Annotated in this window: 18 protein-coding genes; 5 read left to right on the top strand and 13 right to left on the bottom strand. The window is 33.6% G+C overall.

Translation table 11 applies throughout. The annotated features are described in order from the left end of the window. Positions 1 to 115 precede the first annotated feature (115 nt). On the bottom strand, positions 116 to 568 hold the full coding sequence (coaD, locus tag ACJJVP_RS10620) for a pantetheine-phosphate adenylyltransferase (RefSeq protein WP_405413517.1): 453 nt from the start codon (positions 566 to 568) through the stop codon (positions 116 to 118). Positions 569 to 694: 126 nt separating this feature from the next. Further along, positions 695 to 1,669, bottom strand: coding sequence for a D-alanine--D-alanine ligase (locus tag ACJJVP_RS10625; protein WP_405413520.1), 975 nt, complete (start codon positions 1,667 to 1,669; stop codon positions 695 to 697). Positions 1,670 to 1,841: 172 nt separating this feature from the next. Here ACJJVP_RS10625 and ACJJVP_RS10630 point away from each other — a divergent pair, with 172 nt between their 5' ends. The 4 genes from ACJJVP_RS10630 (at position 1,842) to ACJJVP_RS10645 (ending at position 4,728) form a co-directional block, all read left to right on the top strand. Continuing rightward, positions 1,842 to 2,432, top strand: a complete 591-nt coding sequence (locus tag ACJJVP_RS10630; protein WP_405413522.1) for a PASTA domain-containing protein — start codon at positions 1,842 to 1,844, stop codon at positions 2,430 to 2,432. After that, positions 2,433 to 3,464 (top strand): RluA family pseudouridine synthase, encoded by a 1,032-nt coding sequence (locus tag ACJJVP_RS10635; RefSeq protein ID WP_405413524.1) that lies wholly within the window; start codon positions 2,433 to 2,435, stop codon positions 3,462 to 3,464. Between the two features lie 90 nt (positions 3,465 to 3,554). Continuing rightward, positions 3,555 to 4,316, top strand: coding sequence for a peroxide stress protein YaaA (gene yaaA / locus ACJJVP_RS10640; RefSeq protein WP_405413526.1), 762 nt, complete (start codon positions 3,555 to 3,557; stop codon positions 4,314 to 4,316). Between the two features lie 46 nt (positions 4,317 to 4,362). Continuing rightward, the gene (locus ACJJVP_RS10645) at positions 4,363 to 4,728 is read left to right on the top strand and encodes a hypothetical protein (protein WP_405413528.1); all 366 of its coding nucleotides are present in this window, start codon (positions 4,363 to 4,365) and stop codon (positions 4,726 to 4,728) included. A 2-nt stretch (positions 4,729 to 4,730) separates the two neighbouring features. Here the strand turns inward: ACJJVP_RS10645 and ACJJVP_RS10650 are convergent, their stop codons facing one another. Beyond that, positions 4,731 to 4,859 carry a 30S ribosomal protein THX gene (locus ACJJVP_RS10650; RefSeq protein WP_405413529.1) on the bottom strand — a complete coding sequence of 43 codons (129 nt, stop codon included), beginning with the start codon at positions 4,857 to 4,859 and terminating at the stop codon, positions 4,731 to 4,733. 470 nt (positions 4,860 to 5,329) lie between these two features. Here ACJJVP_RS10650 and ACJJVP_RS10655 point away from each other — a divergent pair, with 470 nt between their 5' ends. Then, positions 5,330 to 7,876 (top strand): phosphoenolpyruvate carboxylase, encoded by a 2,547-nt coding sequence (locus tag ACJJVP_RS10655; RefSeq protein ID WP_405413532.1) that lies wholly within the window; start codon positions 5,330 to 5,332, stop codon positions 7,874 to 7,876. A gap of 168 nt (positions 7,877 to 8,044) precedes the next feature. Here the strand turns inward: ACJJVP_RS10655 and ACJJVP_RS10660 are convergent, their stop codons facing one another. From ACJJVP_RS10660 to ACJJVP_RS10705, 10 genes are all read right to left on the bottom strand, one after another. Further along, complete coding sequence (locus ACJJVP_RS10660; protein ID WP_405413534.1) at positions 8,045 to 9,538, bottom strand: M20/M25/M40 family metallo-hydrolase; 1,494 nt, start codon at positions 9,536 to 9,538, stop codon at positions 8,045 to 8,047. Between the two features lie 230 nt (positions 9,539 to 9,768). After that, entirely contained in the window at positions 9,769 to 9,999 is a 231-nt protein-coding gene (locus ACJJVP_RS10665) for a hypothetical protein (RefSeq protein WP_405413535.1), read from the bottom strand. A 1-nt stretch (position 10,000) separates the two neighbouring features. Further along, complete coding sequence (trpA, locus tag ACJJVP_RS10670; RefSeq protein WP_405413538.1) at positions 10,001 to 10,765, bottom strand: tryptophan synthase subunit alpha; 765 nt, start codon at positions 10,763 to 10,765, stop codon at positions 10,001 to 10,003. Positions 10,766 to 10,772: 7 nt separating this feature from the next. Next, complete coding sequence (trpB, locus tag ACJJVP_RS10675) at positions 10,773 to 11,957, bottom strand: tryptophan synthase subunit beta (RefSeq protein WP_036155979.1); 1,185 nt, start codon at positions 11,955 to 11,957, stop codon at positions 10,773 to 10,775. Beyond that, positions 11,954 to 12,580, bottom strand: a complete 627-nt coding sequence (locus tag ACJJVP_RS10680; protein ID WP_405413542.1) for a phosphoribosylanthranilate isomerase — start codon at positions 12,578 to 12,580, stop codon at positions 11,954 to 11,956. The genes trpB and ACJJVP_RS10680 overlap by 4 nt, the downstream gene beginning before the upstream one ends. Beyond that, positions 12,580 to 13,365, bottom strand: a complete 786-nt coding sequence (gene trpC / locus ACJJVP_RS10685; protein ID WP_405413544.1) for an indole-3-glycerol phosphate synthase TrpC — start codon at positions 13,363 to 13,365, stop codon at positions 12,580 to 12,582. The genes ACJJVP_RS10680 and trpC overlap by 1 nt, the downstream gene beginning before the upstream one ends. A gap of 51 nt (positions 13,366 to 13,416) precedes the next feature. Continuing rightward, positions 13,417 to 14,412: an anthranilate phosphoribosyltransferase gene (gene trpD, locus ACJJVP_RS10690; protein ID WP_405413547.1), complete on the bottom strand. Its 996-nt coding sequence runs from the start codon at positions 14,410 to 14,412 to the stop codon at positions 13,417 to 13,419. 52 nt (positions 14,413 to 14,464) lie between these two features. Beyond that, positions 14,465 to 15,028 (bottom strand): anthranilate synthase component II, encoded by a 564-nt coding sequence (locus tag ACJJVP_RS10695; protein ID WP_405413549.1) that lies wholly within the window; start codon positions 15,026 to 15,028, stop codon positions 14,465 to 14,467. Between the two features lies 1 nt (position 15,029). After that, the gene (locus tag ACJJVP_RS10700; RefSeq protein ID WP_405413550.1) at positions 15,030 to 16,427 is read right to left on the bottom strand and encodes an anthranilate synthase component I family protein; all 1,398 of its coding nucleotides are present in this window, start codon (positions 16,425 to 16,427) and stop codon (positions 15,030 to 15,032) included. 252 nt (positions 16,428 to 16,679) lie between these two features. Further along, complete coding sequence (locus tag ACJJVP_RS10705) at positions 16,680 to 17,261, bottom strand: YceI family protein (protein WP_405413560.1); 582 nt, start codon at positions 17,259 to 17,261, stop codon at positions 16,680 to 16,682. Between the last annotated feature and the right edge of the window lie 23 nt (positions 17,262 to 17,284).

Consider the following 17,284-nt stretch of genomic DNA (forward strand, 5'->3'; position numbering starts at 1 on the left):
GAATTTTCCTACTAATTTATAGAGTTATTCTAAAATCATGTAAGTAAATGTTGTGTTTTTGTAAAAAACTGTGGTTGAAATACCTTTTTCTGTTGTATGCTCGATGAACTACATACTATTTTCTTACAGAATCAGGTACTAAGCCTGTATAGTCACCACCGTTACGAATAACGTCTCTAACAATAGATGAACTTATGTATGATTTACCCGATGAAGTCAATAAAAACACGGTTTCTATCTCAGATAATTTTCTGTTAGTATGAGCAATTGCTTTCTCAAATTCAAAATCACCAGGATTGCGTAATCCTCTCAATATAAAATTTGCATCGACTTTCTTACAAAAATCCACTGTTAGTCCTACATATGATTTTACAGATATAGAAGGTACATCTTTAAAAGCTTCTTCTATAAATTGTATACGTTGTTCTAGGCTGAACATATACTTTTTATCTGCATTTTTTCCGATAGCGATTATGACTTCATCAAATAAAGTGATACCACGCATAATTATATCATGGTGTCCTAAAGTTAAAGGATCAAAAGAACCGGGAAAAATTGCGCGTCTCATAAGTATATTTTACTCGATAATCGAGAATTAAATAATCCAACATTTATGTCGAAATATTAGTTGTGTTTTTAGTTCAATACCTCGCGGGCTTGCTTGGAGGTTATTTACATCTTAAATATAGGCAATTTATGACAATGCCTCATTAATGGCGTACTCAAATAACATACCTAGTTCAATACCAGCTTCTTTTGCTTGTTGAGGTAAAATGCTTTCAGTAGTTAAACCTGGTGTAGTGTTCATTTCTAATAAGAACGGTTCATTATCTATGAATATAAATTCACTTCTTGAAAAGCCTGTCATTTTTAGAACCTCGTAAATCTTTTTTGCGGCGATTGTCACTTTCTTTAGTTGCTCTGGGTTTATTCTTGCCGGTGTTATTTCCTGCGATTTACCTTCGTATTTTGCTTGGTAGTCAAAGAAATCATTTTCAGATACTATTTCTGTGATAGGAAAAACAGTGGTTTTACCATTAAGTTTTAATACGCCCACCGAAACCTCGGTACCGTTAAGAAAACCTTCAATAATAATTTCATTGTCTTCTCTATAGGCAGTTTCTATGGCTCCTTTAAGCTCTTCGGCTTTGTAGACTTTAGTAATACCGAAACTGCTACCAGACTTATTTGCCTTTACAAAACAAGGTAGCTTTACCTTATTTATTATGTCTGTTTCATTTATTTCATCGCCTAAATTTAGATAGTAAGATGGTGCTGCTTTAATCCCGTAAGGTTTTAAAACGCTTAACAAATCTCTTTTATTGAACGTTAGAGCAGCTTGATAGAAGTCGCAAGAGGTGTGTCTAATTCCCAATAGTTCAAAATATGCCTGCATGAGTCCGTCTTCACCAGGCGAACCATGTATGGCGTTAAAAACACAATCAAATGTTATTGATGTGCCGTTTAAAGGGATAGAGAAGTCATTTCTGTCTACAGGTGTTTCATTGCCCTTATCATCTACATAGACCCATTTGTTTTTAAAAATATGTATTCGGTAAAGATTGAATTTATCTTTGTTCAAATAATCGTAGACCACATTTCCACTTTTAAGCGATATTTTATATTCACTGGAATAACCGCCCATTATAATTGCAATATTCTTTTTCATCTGTATGGCCTATTAAAATTGTAAGAACAAAGATGAAGTATTGAAATAATATATAAAAGAAACATATAGCAATATTATAATAGAATAAATTTTCTGGTAGGGTGTAACAATAAATTAAAGCAGCAAAATGGTATGGGGGCATTTACTATATTTGTCGGGTCAAATAATAAGTATGAAGAATTTTTTCAATTTTTTAAAAAGTAAGACTTTTTTAATTCAGCTTGGTCTAGCCATATTGGTATTGATTATAACTGTTTTTTTAGTGTTGAGATACTTGAACAGTACCACTAATCATGGCGAGTTTGTTGAAGTACCAGACTTTTCTAAGAAATCGGTTATGGATATGAGAAAATCAATTGAAGAGGCCGGCTTACGATATGAAGTATTGGATTCTGCCAATTACAATCCAGATTATCCAAGATTTTCAATAATTGAACAAAATCCTACGGCGGGTTCAAAGGTGAAAGAAAATAGAAAGATTTATTTTACGGTTAACCCTTCAGGGTATAAAAAGGTTACTGTTCCTAAAATTATTCAAGTTACCAAAAGAAATGCATCTTCTATGTTGAAGGCAGTTGGCTTAGATGTACAACGAGTAACCTATATAGATGAACTTGGTAAGGATATGGTTTATCAAATCAAGTATAAAGGTAAATATATTAGTCCTGGAGAGAAACTACCTAAAACATCTAAAATAGAATTAATCTGCGGTAATGGAAGTATTACCGAAAGAGCAGTTATTAAATCGGAATCTGAAGATTAGATGGTGGAGAATATCGAACAACCAGAAAATGAGGATGGAGAACTTTTTGAGCATCATAGAGTTTTAGCCTCAAAAGGTCAAGTTCCTTTGCGTGTAGATAAATTTTTAATGAATTTCATTGAAAATGCTACACGAAATAAAATACAGCAATCAGCTAAAGATGGTCACGTTTGGGTCAATGATCAAATCGTAAAGTCTAATTACAAGGTGAAAGCAGGTGATGAGGTAAAGGTGTTGTTTGAACATCCACCGCATGAATTTTTATTGGTGCCAGAAGATATTCCTTTAAACATTGTTTATGAAGATGATGTTTTAATGGTAGTCAATAAACCAGCAGGCATGGTAGTGCACCCTGGGCATGGAAATTATTCTGGTACCCTTATCAATGCCCTGATTTTTCATACCGATAATTTACCTTCAAACAGTAATGAAAGACCGGGCTTGGTACATCGTATAGATAAAGATACTTCTGGTTTGTTGGTAGTAGCGAAGACTGAAGCTGCTATGACGCATTTGGCAAAACAATTTTTTGAAAAGACTTCTGAGCGTGAGTATGTTGCTTTGGTTTGGGGTAATATTGAAGAGGATGAAGGTACTGTGGTAGGTAATGTTGGTAGAAATCCTAAAAATCGCTTACAGATGCATGTTTTTCCAGAAGGGGAAGAAGGTAAAGCAGCTGTTACTCATTTTAAGGTGTTAGAGAGATTGGGTTACGTAACTCTTGTTTCGTGTAAATTAGAGACAGGTAGAACGCATCAAATTCGTGTTCACATGAAGTATATTGGGCATACTTTATTTAATGATGAACGTTACGGTGGAGAGAAAATATTAAAAGGTACGACTTTCACTAAATATAAACAGTTTGTAGAGAATACTTTTAAGTTACTGCCAAGACAAGCGCTACATGCTAAAACTTTGGGCTTTGTACACCCTGTAACCGGTGAGCATATGAGTTTTGATTCAGAAGTGCCAGAAGATATGACCAGTGCTATAGAGAAATGGCGTGGTTACACTAAAAACAGTACAGAATAAGTTTCTTTGATACCGCTATTTAAACTCTTTTTTATCTTTTGTAGGTCTTCCTATTTATCCTGTTTATTTTTGGGCATCTAAAATTGCACTATGAAAATTGTTATTTCTCCGGCTAAGTCATTGAATTACGAAAGTGAACTTCCGATGGCAAAATTTACTTCTCCAGAATTTATAGAAGATGCTGAAAAGCTAAATAAAATTCTAAAGAAAAAGAAGCCAAAAGCACTTTCTGAATTGATGTCTATTTCGGATAATTTGGCGCAATTGAACTGGCAGCGTAATCATGATTTTACAACACCATTTACTTCAGAGAATTCTAGACCTGCAATTTATGCCTTTAGTGGTGATGTGTATACAGGCTTAGATGCTTATACTTTATCTGAAGAAAAAATAAATCAGTTACAACAAAGACTTAGAATATTATCTGGACAATATGGAATTCTAAAACCATTAGATTTAATGCAGCCGTACCGTTTAGAGATGGGAACTTCGTTAAAAATTGGCAGAAATAAAAATTTATATGAATACTGGGGTACTAGGCTAACTGATCATTTAAATGATGAAATGACCGAAGGAGAATTACTGGTTAACTTGGCAAGTAATGAATATTATAGTGCGCTACAACCTAAAAATATAAAGGCAGAAATTATTACGCCAATATTTAAAGACTGGAAAAATGATAAACTGAAGATCATAAGTTTTTTTGCTAAAAAAGCAAGAGGGGCTATGGTTAGGTATATTATAGATTCAAATGCAAAAAACTTGATGGATATAAAAGGTTTTAATTTAGGTGATTATCAATTTAGTCAAGAGCATACATTAAAGGAGAATCAGCCGGTCTTTATTAGATAAAATATAATCTACTCTTTTTCGTTCTTTAGATATATAAAATACGTCTATGAAAAGGTTTATATTTCTTTCTGTTATTTGTGTTGTTTTGCTATTCTCTTGTACAGATAGAGATGACAATGTAAACTTGGTGAACATTCGTATACAAAATAGTACAGAATTATTTTTCAACGAAGTACGCATAGCAGAAATCGATACGGTTTATGAGAATGTTGAAGCTGGTAAAATTTCTAAATATCTAGAGTTCGAAACTGCTTATGAAAATGCGGCGATATCGATACAGACAGACTCAATTACGTTAAATTATGTTCCGACTGAAATTTCTACAGATTCTTTACCTGTAGGTTTTTATACCTATGAGGTGATTTTAGATGAGGAAAACCAAATTGACTTAACTTTTAAAATAGATGGATAAGATTATTTTTTCTTATTGATTTTTATCTTTTCTTCAACTGTTAATCTTTTTTTTATTTTGCGTGGTCTTCGTGCGCCATACGAGTTATTCGAAATTTTTCCTTTTTTAGACTTTTTATCTCCTTTGCCCATATTCTGTTTTTATTTTAAAGTTAGTAAATAGATGTCTATTTAATAGACGCTAGAGAATAAAACACTAATGCAAAAGATTTTCCAAGGTAAATAGCCTACCTGATAATTTAAATAGTTATACAGAATAAATAAATACCTTATTTTCTATTTTACGATAGCGTTTACTAGCTAAAATATTTATACTATTCAAGAATATCTTCTTAGAACTAAAAAGAGTCTTGTTATAAAACAAGACTCTTTTACGAGAACACTATATGAAAATGAAAAAATTTATTACTTATTAACATTATAAAGGTATATAGCTTTAAGTGTTTTTTGGAATATTTGTTGTCAATTCGCAGTATTTTGTGGTATAGCTCTAGGAATATGATATTTCACAAAAATCATTCTCTAAATTCTTTTGGAATAGTGATATTTATGTTCGAATTTTAGAAAGATTGCCATAACGGTATGGCCAAAAGTTTTAATATATGCAACAACAAGAAAGGTTGGCAGAATTTAAGAAGTCTGTCCAGAATAAATTTAATGTCTATAATAGTCTTTTCCTTAACCTACCATATAAGAACATAGAGAATGTTGGTATGTTGATTCCATTGTTATTGAATCAATCAGAAAAGGGGTTGAGCGATGGTCTTAATCCGAAGGAAATATTAGAAAACTTTTTTGAGAATTTTGTCGAAATCAAATCCGAAAAAGAGCAAATAGATTTTATGTTCCGTATAATACAGTATGTAGAGCGCCAAGTGGTACTTTATGATAGTGTAGAAGACGCCGCATTTCCTAAACTGCACAAGCATTCAAGTTCATTATCGTTGAAAGATTATTTTCAATTAGTTGAAAAGAATAATTCTTGGGATACTATTTGGGATAAACTAAGCAATTTTAGTGCAAGAATAGTATTAACGGCACACCCAACACAGTTCTATACTCCAGCAGTTCTTGATATTATAACTAATCTACGGACTTTAATTTTAGAAGATAAAATAGATGAAATTGATGTAGGGTTACAACAATTGGGACTTACATCATTAATCAATGCGAAAAAACCAACACCTTTAGATGAGGCGAAAAATATCATTTATACACTAAGGCACGTATATTATGATGCTATTGGTGATATGTATGCTTATATAAAAGGTAGTGTAGGTTCAAAGCAATTCGAAAACCACGATATTGTAAAACTAGGTTTCTGGCCTGGTGGTGATCGCGATGGTAACCCTTTTGTTACTGCAGACATTACTAAAGATGTAATGAACGAGCTTCGTTTAACATTAATGAAATGTTATTACAATGACTTAAAAGGATTAGTTCATAAACTTACTTTTAAAGATGTTCAAAATCCTTTACAGAAATTAAGGTCAAACCTATATACTGCTATGTTCGATAGTTCAAAAGTTATAGGTTATGATGATTTAATTTTACCATTAGAAGAAATAAAGTCTATTCTTATAGAAAAGTATCAGAGTCTATACCTAAAAGATTTGGAGCTTTTTATTGATAAAGTAAAAATATTTAAAGTTCATTTTGCAACTATAGATATTCGCCAAGATCACAGCATGCATACAAAAGTAATGGTTGAGGTTTTGAAGAAAAACGGTTTGATTAAAGAAAATCTTAACGAATTATCTGAAGAGCGATTAATTGATATTCTTTTACACGAAAACTTACAATTAACAGCGAATGACTACGAGGAAGAAATTGTAAAGGATACTATTAAAAATATTCTTCAACTTCAAACGATACAAGATAAGAATGGCGAAGAAGGTTGTAATAGATATATAATCAGTAATTCTGAAGATGTTTTCTCGATACTTTTCGTGTATGCACTGTTTAGATGGTGTGGCTGGGCAGATAAGGATATTACGTTTGATATAGTGCCATTGTTTGAAACCATGAATGGTATGGATAATGCACAAGCTACCATGCAATTCTTATTTAATTTACCGGAATATAAAGCTCATTTAGAGAACAGAAATAAGAAACAGACCATTATGCTTGGCTTTTCTGATGGTACAAAAGATGGTGGTTATTTAAAAGCAAATTGGTCTATATTAAAAACTAAAGAAGAACTTTCTGAAGTTTGTGACGAACACGAAATAGCTGCTATATTCTTTGATGGTAGAGGAGGACCACCGGCAAGAGGAGGAGGGAAAACACATCGTTTTTATGCTGCACAGACTAATAAAGTAGCAAATAACGAAATTCAATTAACGATACAAGGACAAACTATTACAAGTACTTATGGTACTAAAGAACAATTTATTTATAATAGTGAGCAGTTGTTAACTGCAGGGCTTTCCAATACTATTCTCGGTAAAGAGATTGTTATTTCTGATGCAGATAGAGAGCTAATAGAAGAATTGTCAGAGTCAAGTTTTAAAAAATATGACGATTTAAAACACCACGATAAGTTTATGCCATATTTAGAAAATATGAGTACGCTTAAATATTATACAAAAGCCAATATAGGCAGCAGACCAGGTAAAAGAGGCAATAAGGCTAAATTGGAGTTATCTGATTTAAGAGCTATCTCATTTGTTGGGTCTTGGAGTCAATTAAAACAGAATGTGCCAGGTTATTATGGTATTGGCACGGCTTTAGAAAAGTTAGAGCGAGATGGTAGGTTTGAAGAGGCTAAAAGATTGTATAATGAGGTTCCATTTTTTCAAGCTTTGATGATGAACAGTATGATGAGTCTTACAAAGTGTTATTTTGAACTGACTAGTTACATGAAAGAGAATAAAGAGTTTGGTGCTTTTTGGGAAATTCTTCATGCAGAATATGAGCTTTCTAAAGCAATGCTTCTAAAACTTTCAGGAATGGAAATATTAATGAAGAAAGAAGCTATCTCTAGAGAGTCTATAAAAATTAGAGAGAATATTGTATTACCATTATTAGTAATACAACAATATGCGCTTCAAAGAATAGGAGAAGGAACAGAATTTAAAGATTTATATGAAAAAATTGTAACTAGATCTCTTTACGGAAATATTAATGCTAGTAGAAACTCAGCATAATACTACCTTTAATTAACAAAAGAGCCACCTAATATTAGGTGGCTCTTTTGTTATTACAAAAAAACAAGAAGATTTTTATAACTGTTTAACTGCAGGTGCCATTATTGATTTTTGATAATTTATTGCCATAGGTTTCTGAGCATTTATAGCTCATATAATGATAGAATATTACATTTTAGTACTTAGGAGGGTGTAAAATGTTTCGATTCCATAAGCTAACTGACCTATTTTTAAATTCTCGTTAGGACTGTGTTGATTGTTATCTGCGTTGACCATAGGTACTATAAACGCCGGAATCTTCAGTTCGTTTATGAAAGGGGAAATAGGAACAGTACCACCCATTATTCTTATTTGAATAGGCTTTTCTCCAAATTTTGCTTCCATAGTTTTTACAATACTATTCCCAAACGGATTATTCAAATCTGTACGAAAGGCATCTGTAACCGTACCTTCTTTAATAGTAACAATCTTATCATATTTAAGACGGTCTTCCATAGTTGGTTCTGTACTCATAACATGAAAGCCTTGGTTTTTAATATGCTCTTTTACTAATTTTTTAAGTCTGTTGCCATCAGATTCTGGAACTAATCTTAAGTCTAATTCTGCAGTTGCTGTAGCTGGTAAAATTGTTCTTGCCTGATCACCGATCCAACCAGAGCCCAAACCTCTTATGTTTAAAGAAGGGTATTGTAATGCTTCTTGATAAAAACTACCTACTTTTTCAGGAGTTAAAATTGCTAGGTTTTTATTGATTTCTTCAATATTATCTGGCACACTCTTTAAAACTTCTAATGTTGTTTCATCTAAGGTTATTCCGTCATAATAACCTTTTATCAAAACCTTTCCATCAACATCTTTCATAGTCGCTAGAAGTTGCGCTAATTGAAAACCGGGATTTGGAGCGTAATTTCCGTAATGGCCACTATGCTGAGGTTTAATAGGTCCGTGAGTGGTGATAGATAATGTAGTGATACCTCTGCAACCATAAATTACGGTAGGTTTACCAGAAACATGAACCGGACCATCATTAATGACTAAGAAGTCAGCTTTAAGTAAATCTTTATATGTGCGCACAGCTTGCGGTAATGGTGCACTACTTTTCTCTTCTTCACTATCTAAAATGACCTTTACGTTATAAGGTATTTCAATACCGTCTTTTTTTAGTGCATCAATGGCGTTTAAAAACATAACAATAGGTCCTTTATCGTCAGAAGTAGATCTTCCGAAAAGTCGCCAGTCATAATTAATGTCATCTTCTAAATCTGAAAATGATTCTTTTTTCCAACCATCATCAGTTTTAGATTTTAGCACTACTGCGTAAGGGTCAGGCTGATCCCATTTAGTAGCATCAACAGATTGCCCATCTAAATGCATGTAAAATAAGATGGTAGGTTTAGTATCATCCATTGGTAGGGCAGCAAAGAAAAGAGGTAAGCCTTCTGTCTCTAAAATGGTACTATTGAAGCCGCGTTCGGTAAACTTTTTTCTAAGCCAATAAAGGTTTGTATCTATATCATCTGTGTTTAAGGCATCATTAGGTAAGGCAACAAATTCTCTTAATTCTACAATTGCATTGGCAACTTTAGATTTTATAAGAATAGAGTCTTGTGAGTAACCGGAATAAAGAGTGATAATTAATAGAAGGGTAAGTAATTTTTTCATGTTCGTTCTCGTGGATATATTCTTTAAATGTAAGCAAAATGGAGGGAACTGTACTCTAATTATATGGTAGCATTTGTTAAGGTTTTCTACATAAGAAATGAATAAACTTGTTAAGGCTGTTTTAGAAGTAGGGTAGAAAATGAAAAAGGTTGCCCAATTAAGACAACCTTTTTCATTTTCTAAATATAGAATGTGCTTACAATTATTTAAATGACTAAAAATTGGTCAATTTAATCGATGGTTTTTGAGCTGATTATCTTCATAATAATTAAACGAATTAAAAGTATAAACGGAAATCCATGTAATACAACATCAAACCAATCCATGAAGACCATTCCTTTATCGCCACCAAAAATCCATTTTAATTTGCCTACAATATGTGGCTCAGGAAAAAACGGTGCTAAGCCTAGGGTAAGGCATAGTAGAATAATTAATTTCCAATTATTTAAAAACTCTTTCAAATTAGCGTATTAAATTAGTGAACTCAGCGGTTTTTTCAATTCCATTAGCAGTCAAATGCTTAATAAAAGCAGATCCTATAATAGCACCTTTGGCGGTTTTAGTTGCCTGCTTAAAAGTTTCTTCGTCCTTAATACCGAAACCAACTATTCGTGGATTCTTTAAATTCATGGAAGCTATACGATCAAAATAATTTTCTTGCTCTTGACCAAAGCCCGATTTTGAACCTGTAACACTTGCAGAACTCACCATATAGATAAATCCGTCAGAAGCATCGTCAATTTGACGAATACGAGCATCACTAGTTTGTGGTGTAATTAGAAAAACATTGATGAGCCCGTATTTCTTGAAAATAGCCTCATACTCATCCTGATACACATCAAGAGGAAGGTCAGGTAAAATGAGTCCGTCGATACCGATTTCTTGGCATTTTTTACAGAATGCCTCCACACCATATTGTAGCATGGGGTTAAAATACCCCATTATAATTAATGGGATTGAGACCGTTTTGCGAATATCTTTCAATTGATTGAAAAGTACTTCGGTAGTCATTCCGTTTTTCAATGCTGCAGTAGAGCTTTCTTGAATTGTTGGTCCGTCTGCTAAAGGATCACTAAATGGTAATCCTATTTCAATCATATCAACCCCGTTCTTTTCCAAATCTTCAATGATTTTAACGGTATCGTTGAGTGCAGGGTACCCAGCCGTAAAATATATGGAAAGAAGCTTTTTGTCTTCTTGTAATTTTGTTGTAATTCTATTGTTCATAATAGTATTATGCTAACTTAAAATAATCTATATATGTATTCAAATCTTTGTCTCCACGACCAGAAAGGCTGATAACGACAACATCATCTTTTTTGAATTTTTTATGTTCAAAAATTGCAAACGCATGTCCCGTTTCAATAGCCGGAATAATACCTTCTAATTGTGAAAGTTCCAATCCGGCAGCCATAGCTTCATCATCTGTTGCCGAATAAAATTCTGCGCGACCAGATTTGTAAAGATGCGAATGCATTGGACCAACGCCAGGATAATCTAATCCTGCGGAAATAGAATAGGGCTCCGTAATTTGACCATCTGTTGTTTGCATCAACATGGTTTTACAACCATGAATAATACCTACTTTACCAAGTGCGGAAGTTGCTGCACTTTCACCAGAATTTACACCTTTTCCTGCAGCTTCTACCGCAATAATACCAACCTCAGGTTCATGTAAGAAATGATAGTACGTACCAGCTGCGTTACTACCACCACCAATACATGCCACTACATAATCAGGATTTTCACGACCTTCTTTTTCTTTTAATTGCCACTTTATTTCCTCTGAAATTACAGATTGAAAACGTGTCACCATATCTGGGTATGGATGTGGACCAATAGCTGACCCAATAATATAATGGGTGTCTACCGGATTGTTGATCCAATCTCTAATAGCTTCGTTCGTGGCATCTTTTAGGGTTCTACTACCAGATTTTGCAGGTCTAACTTCTGCGCCTAACATTTTCATACGAGCAACATTAGGAGCTTGACGGGCAATGTCAATTTCGCCCATATACACAATACATTCCATGCCCATTAGGGCACAAACGGTAGCGGTGGCAACACCATGTTGCCCAGCACCAGTTTCAGCGATAATTCTGGTCTTACCTAGCTTTTGAGCCATTAGAATCTGACCAATGGTATTATTTACTTTGTGCGCACCAGTGTGGTTTAAATCCTCTCTTTTTAAATATATTTTACAGCCGTGCTTTTCAGAAAGACGTTTAGCAAAATATAGGGGAGAAGGTCTACCAACATAGTCTTTTAAAAGCTGATTGAATTCTTTTTGAAAAGAATCTTCATACATCAGTTTTAAATAATTTTGTCGTAGTTCTTCAACGTTTGGGTACAACATTTCGGGTATAAAGGCACCGCCAAATTCACCGTAGTATCCTTTTTCGTCAGCATTATAATTCATAGCGCTTCTTTAAACTTTTGTAATTCTTCAATATTTTTTAAACCCGGTTCTATTTCAAATCTGCTATTTACATCAATGGCATAGCAATACTTAGACTCCGGGCTTTTTATAAATTCATTAATCTTATCAAGATTATTTAGACCAATACCGCCGCTTAAAAAGAAAGGTTTGGTAGAAGGGTAATCTTTTAAGACAGACCAATTAAATGTGTAACCATTACCACCTGGTAACTTTCCTTTAGTGTCAAAAAGATAATAGTCGCATACATTTTCATAAGGTGTAAGTACATCAAAGTCGAATTCCTCTTTAATAGAGAATACTTTTATAATGTCGACTTTATGATTCAATTTCTTTAATTCAGCTGCAATTTTAGTACAATAATCTGGAGTTTCATGACCGTGCAATTGCAGTCCTTGTAATTGATATTTCTGAACTGTATTAATGATATAATCTAACTCAGCATCAACAAAAACGCCCACTTTATTAATCGTATGTGAAAGTTCGGGGATTTTACCTTCAAAAAATCTAGAAGAAGGTTCCCAGAAAATAAAGCCCAAATAGTCTGGTCGCAATTGAGCAACTTCAGTCATATTCAGTTTCATTCCACAAATTTTCAGTTTCATTAGTTTTTCAAGTTTTTGATGAATTCAATGGCGCTTTTGCCTGGGTTCTCTGTCTTCATAAAATTCTCACCAATTAAAAAACCTTCATAACCATAGGGTTTTAATTCTTTGATGGCATCAATAGAACTAATACCGCTTTCAGAGACTTTGACGAAATCATCTGGTATCAATTTCGATAAAGATTTGCTAGTATCTAAACTAACCTCGAAAGTTTTTAGGTTTCTGTTGTTAACTCCTAACATATCTAAGCTTGGCATTATAGATTTATGAAGTTCTTCTTCATTATGTACCTCTAATAAAACATCTAAGCCTAAGCTTTTAGCTAGTTCAGAATAGTTCTTAATTTCTTGCTTTGTTAGAATTGCTGCGATAAGTAAAATAACATCTGCGCCATATGATTTAGCTTCAATTATTTGATATTCGCTAATAATAAACTCTTTCCGCAATAATGGAAGTTGAGCCGATGCACGTGCTAAAATTAAATCTTCGATAGCACCACCAAAATATTTAATATCTGTTAGTACGCTCATTCCGCAAACTCCTGCTTTTTCATAACCCATTGCTACCTGACCAACATTTGCGTTCTGGTTAATACTTTCTTTAGATGGCGATCTGCGTTTAAATTCAGCAATAATACCCGTATCACTATTTTTAAGTGCTTGAGCTAAAGAGTTAGTTTTTCGATTAAAAAGTACAGATGCTTCATATTGCGACACCGGAATGATCGATTTTTTCAATTCAACCTCTTTGCGTTTATCGGCTACTATTTTATCTAGAATATTCATGAAATATATGTTCTTTATTACCTCGTCATTTCAAGGTATGAAGTAATATGCTTAATTTCTGCTTAGTTCTTGTATTTTCTTCAAAGCCGCTAGTCCGTGTCCTCCCAATAAAGATTCTTTAGCTTTTTCAAAACTTTCTAAAGGTGTAAGGTTATTTACTGTAGCTATTGCAATACCAGCATTAGCACACACAACATTGTTTTGCGGCTCTGTACCTCTGCCTTGTAAAACATTCAAGAAAATCTGAGCAGAAGTATCAATGGAATCTCCGCCTACAATATCACTTTGTTTAATTTGTTTTACACCGAAATCAGATGGTTTTAGCATGCTTTCTGTATGGTTAGAAATGGTTTTAGTACTTCCCGTTAAAGAAATTTCATCATACCCATCTAAAGCATGCAGAACGGTGAAATTCTTATCGGTTTTCTGATATAAATATCCGTACATACGGGCAAGCTCTAAGTTGAAAACACCTACCATTTGATTTTTAGGAAAAGCAGGATTCACCATTGGGCCGAGCATATTGAAGAACGTTTTTACGCCTAAATCTTTACGAATAGGAGCCACATTTTTCATGGCAGGGTGAAATAGGGGAGCGTGTAAAACACAAATACCAGCTTCATCTATACATTTTTCTAGGAAGCCAGCGTCGTTACTGAATTTTATCCCTAGAAATTCCATCACATTACTACTACCACATTTAGAAGATACTCCGTAATTACCATGCTTAGTAACTTTTACTCCTGCGCCTGCTGTAACAAAAGAGGCAAGAGTAGAAATATTAAAAGTATCTTTTCCATCACCACCAGTACCGCAAAGATCAATAGGGTTATAGGCAGATAAATCTACTGCCAAACATAAATCTAACAATGCATCTCTAAATCCTTCAAGTTCTTCAATAGTAATACTACGCATCATATATACTGTTAAAAAAGCAGCAATCTGACTTGTGTTGTAATCACCTTTCGCAATATTTACCAAAATGCGTTTCGCATCTTCTTTGGAAAGTATTTCGTGATTTATAAGTTTATTAAGTGTCTCTTTCATTCTCTTAGTTGTATTAAGTAAAATCTTAATGCTTATTATATGGTAATTAAGCTTAAGCCTTCAACCAATTTTCTAACATCTTTTTTCCTTCTGGAGTAAGCACGGATTCTGGGTGAAATTGTACCGCGCAAACATTATAAGTTTTATGACGTAGCGACATAATTTGTCCGTTTTCATCTAAAGAAGTAGCTTCTAAAACTTCTGGCAAATCAGGATTTACCACCCAAGAATGGTATCTGCCAACTTCGATTTCTTTTGGAAGCCCTTCAAAAATAATATCATCTTTTGTGATTTTTATTTTAGTTGCAATACCGTGATACACTTCATCCAAATTTATTAGGGAACTACCAAATACTTCAGCGATTGCCTGTTGCCCCAAACAAACACCGAATATACTTTTGGTAGGTGCATATTTTTTGATGATTTGTTTTAATAATCCAGCTTCATCAGGAATACCTGGACCTGGAGAAAGTACAATTTTATCAAAAGCATCAACCTCTTCTAGGGTAAGTTGGTCATTACGTTTTACAATAACCTCGCAACCTAATTCCTCTAAATAATGCACTAGGTTATAAGTGAAACTATCGTAATTATCTATAACTAATATTTTCTTCATCTTAAATGTCTTCAGCTATTTCTAATGCCTTGGTCAAAGCGCCTAGTTTGTTATATGTTTCTTGTAGTTCGCTTTCTGGGTTTGATGCAGCGACCAATCCGGCACCAGCCTGATAATGTAGTTTATGATTTTTACTTAAAAAAGTTCTAATCATGATGGCATGGTTGAAATTTCCATAAAAATCCATAAAACCTATAGCGCCACCATAATACCCACGACTGGTTTTTTCATATTTTTCTATAAGTTGCATGGCCATGTGTTTTGGAGCGCCACTTAATGTACCGGCAGGAAAAGTGTCAGCTACCACTTTCATGGTAGGAATGTCACTTTTCTTCATTCCTGTAACCTTAGAAACTAAGTGAATTACATGGGAGAAGAATTGCACCTCTCTATAGTTTTCTACCTTCACAACACTACCGTTTCTACTAAGGTCGTTACGGGCAAGATCTACTAACATAACATGCTCACTGTTTTCTTTATCGTCGGTCTTTAGTTGTTTGGCAAGTTGCGCATCTTGTTCATCGTTTCCGGTTCTTTTAAAAGTACCTGCAATAGGGTGTATTTCAGCCTTTCCCTCGCTAACGATAAGTTGTGCTTCTGGTGAACTGCCAAATATTTTAAAATCACCATAATCAAAATAGAACAAATATGGAGACGGATTTACAGAACGTAAAGCTCTATACACATTAAACTCATCACCTTTAAAACCTTGAGAAAAACGACGGCTTAAAACTAGCTGAAATACATCGCCACGTTGACAATGCTTTTTTGCTAAATCTACATGTTCTCTATATTCTGCATCTTCTAGATTAGATTCTCTTTTGCCTTCTATTTTAAAATTATACGTGGCAAAGTTTCTAATACTTAAAAGCTGTTCCAATTCTGGAATATTATTCTCTGTGTTATAACAGTGGGCAAATAAGTAAGCTTCATTCTTATAATGATTTATAGCAATGATATTTTGATACACGGCATAGTAAATATCTGGTATATGAACAGAGTCATCTTTAACCGATATATCTACATCTTCAAAATACCGAACGGCGTCGTAAGCCATATAACCAAACAAGCCGTTATTAATGAATTTATAGTCGTTGTTATCTGCTTTGAAAGTTTTACTGAAAGTATCTATAATCTCTACAACATTAGTATCTGCTGTAATCTGAATTTCTTCAGTGGCCCCATCAGGAAATTGTTTGACAATGATTTCATTCTCCACTTTAATAGAAGCGATTGGGTTGCAACATATATAGGAGAAACTATTATTGTTAGCATGATAATCGCTACTTTCTAATAAAATACTATTAGGAAAACGGTCTCTTATTTTTAGGTAAACGCTAACCGGCGTCATGGTGTCGGCAAGAATTTTTTTGTGATATGTCTTAAATTGATAGGTCATAGGTACTTTTATAAAATAAAGAAGGCTTGTCGTGATGACAAGCCTTTATATAGTTTTACTACAATGATGCTTTGCTCACGATGTTTTTCGTAAGTTGTTCCACCACCAAGTATTTGCGATTAAATTTTTCATTGAGCATCAAATATAAAAAGGAAATTTAAACTATCAAACTTTAGCTTGTCAAAAATAAAAATCCCTTTGAAATTTATCAAAGGGATTTTAAATTGTTGTAATTTGATTGTATTAAAACGATTATAGTGCTAAGTCTACAACCAAATCAAAATCATCATAAATAGCTTTATCACCTAGGTTATCGAAAAAGCTTCCAGAACCATACTTGATGTCATATTTTGTTCTGTCTACCTTAAGAGTTGCAGTAGCTTTATTTTCAAACATGGAAACCACAAGAGTTACAGGCTTTGTAATACCTTTAATGGTTAAGTCGCCAGTTACGGTGTATGAATTGTCGTTCATGGCTTTAACAGTAGTAAATACCATTTTTGCAGTTGGGTTACTTTCTATACCAAAGAAATCAGCGGATTTTAAGTGACCTTCAAGCTTTTCTTTTCCTTTACCGGCTTCTAAGTCAGTATTGGAAATTGAAGTCATATCAACAACAAATTCTCCACCTATTAATTTTTTGCCTTTCATTTCTAAATGACCAGATTTTAGATTGATGGTTCCTTCATGAGAACCAGTAACCTTATAACCTTTCCAAGTCACTGAACTTTCGCTAACTTTTACTTCTTTTTTCTCTGAGTCGATAGGATCAGAAGCTGTTGCTGTAAATCCAAAAACGGCAACGAATACTAAACTTAATAATGATTTTTTCATGTGTCTAATTTTAAAATGATTGT

It is taken from the genome of Maribacter sp. Asnod1-A12, assembly GCF_045063735.1.
Lineage (GTDB): Bacteria > Bacteroidota > Bacteroidia > Flavobacteriales > Flavobacteriaceae > Maribacter.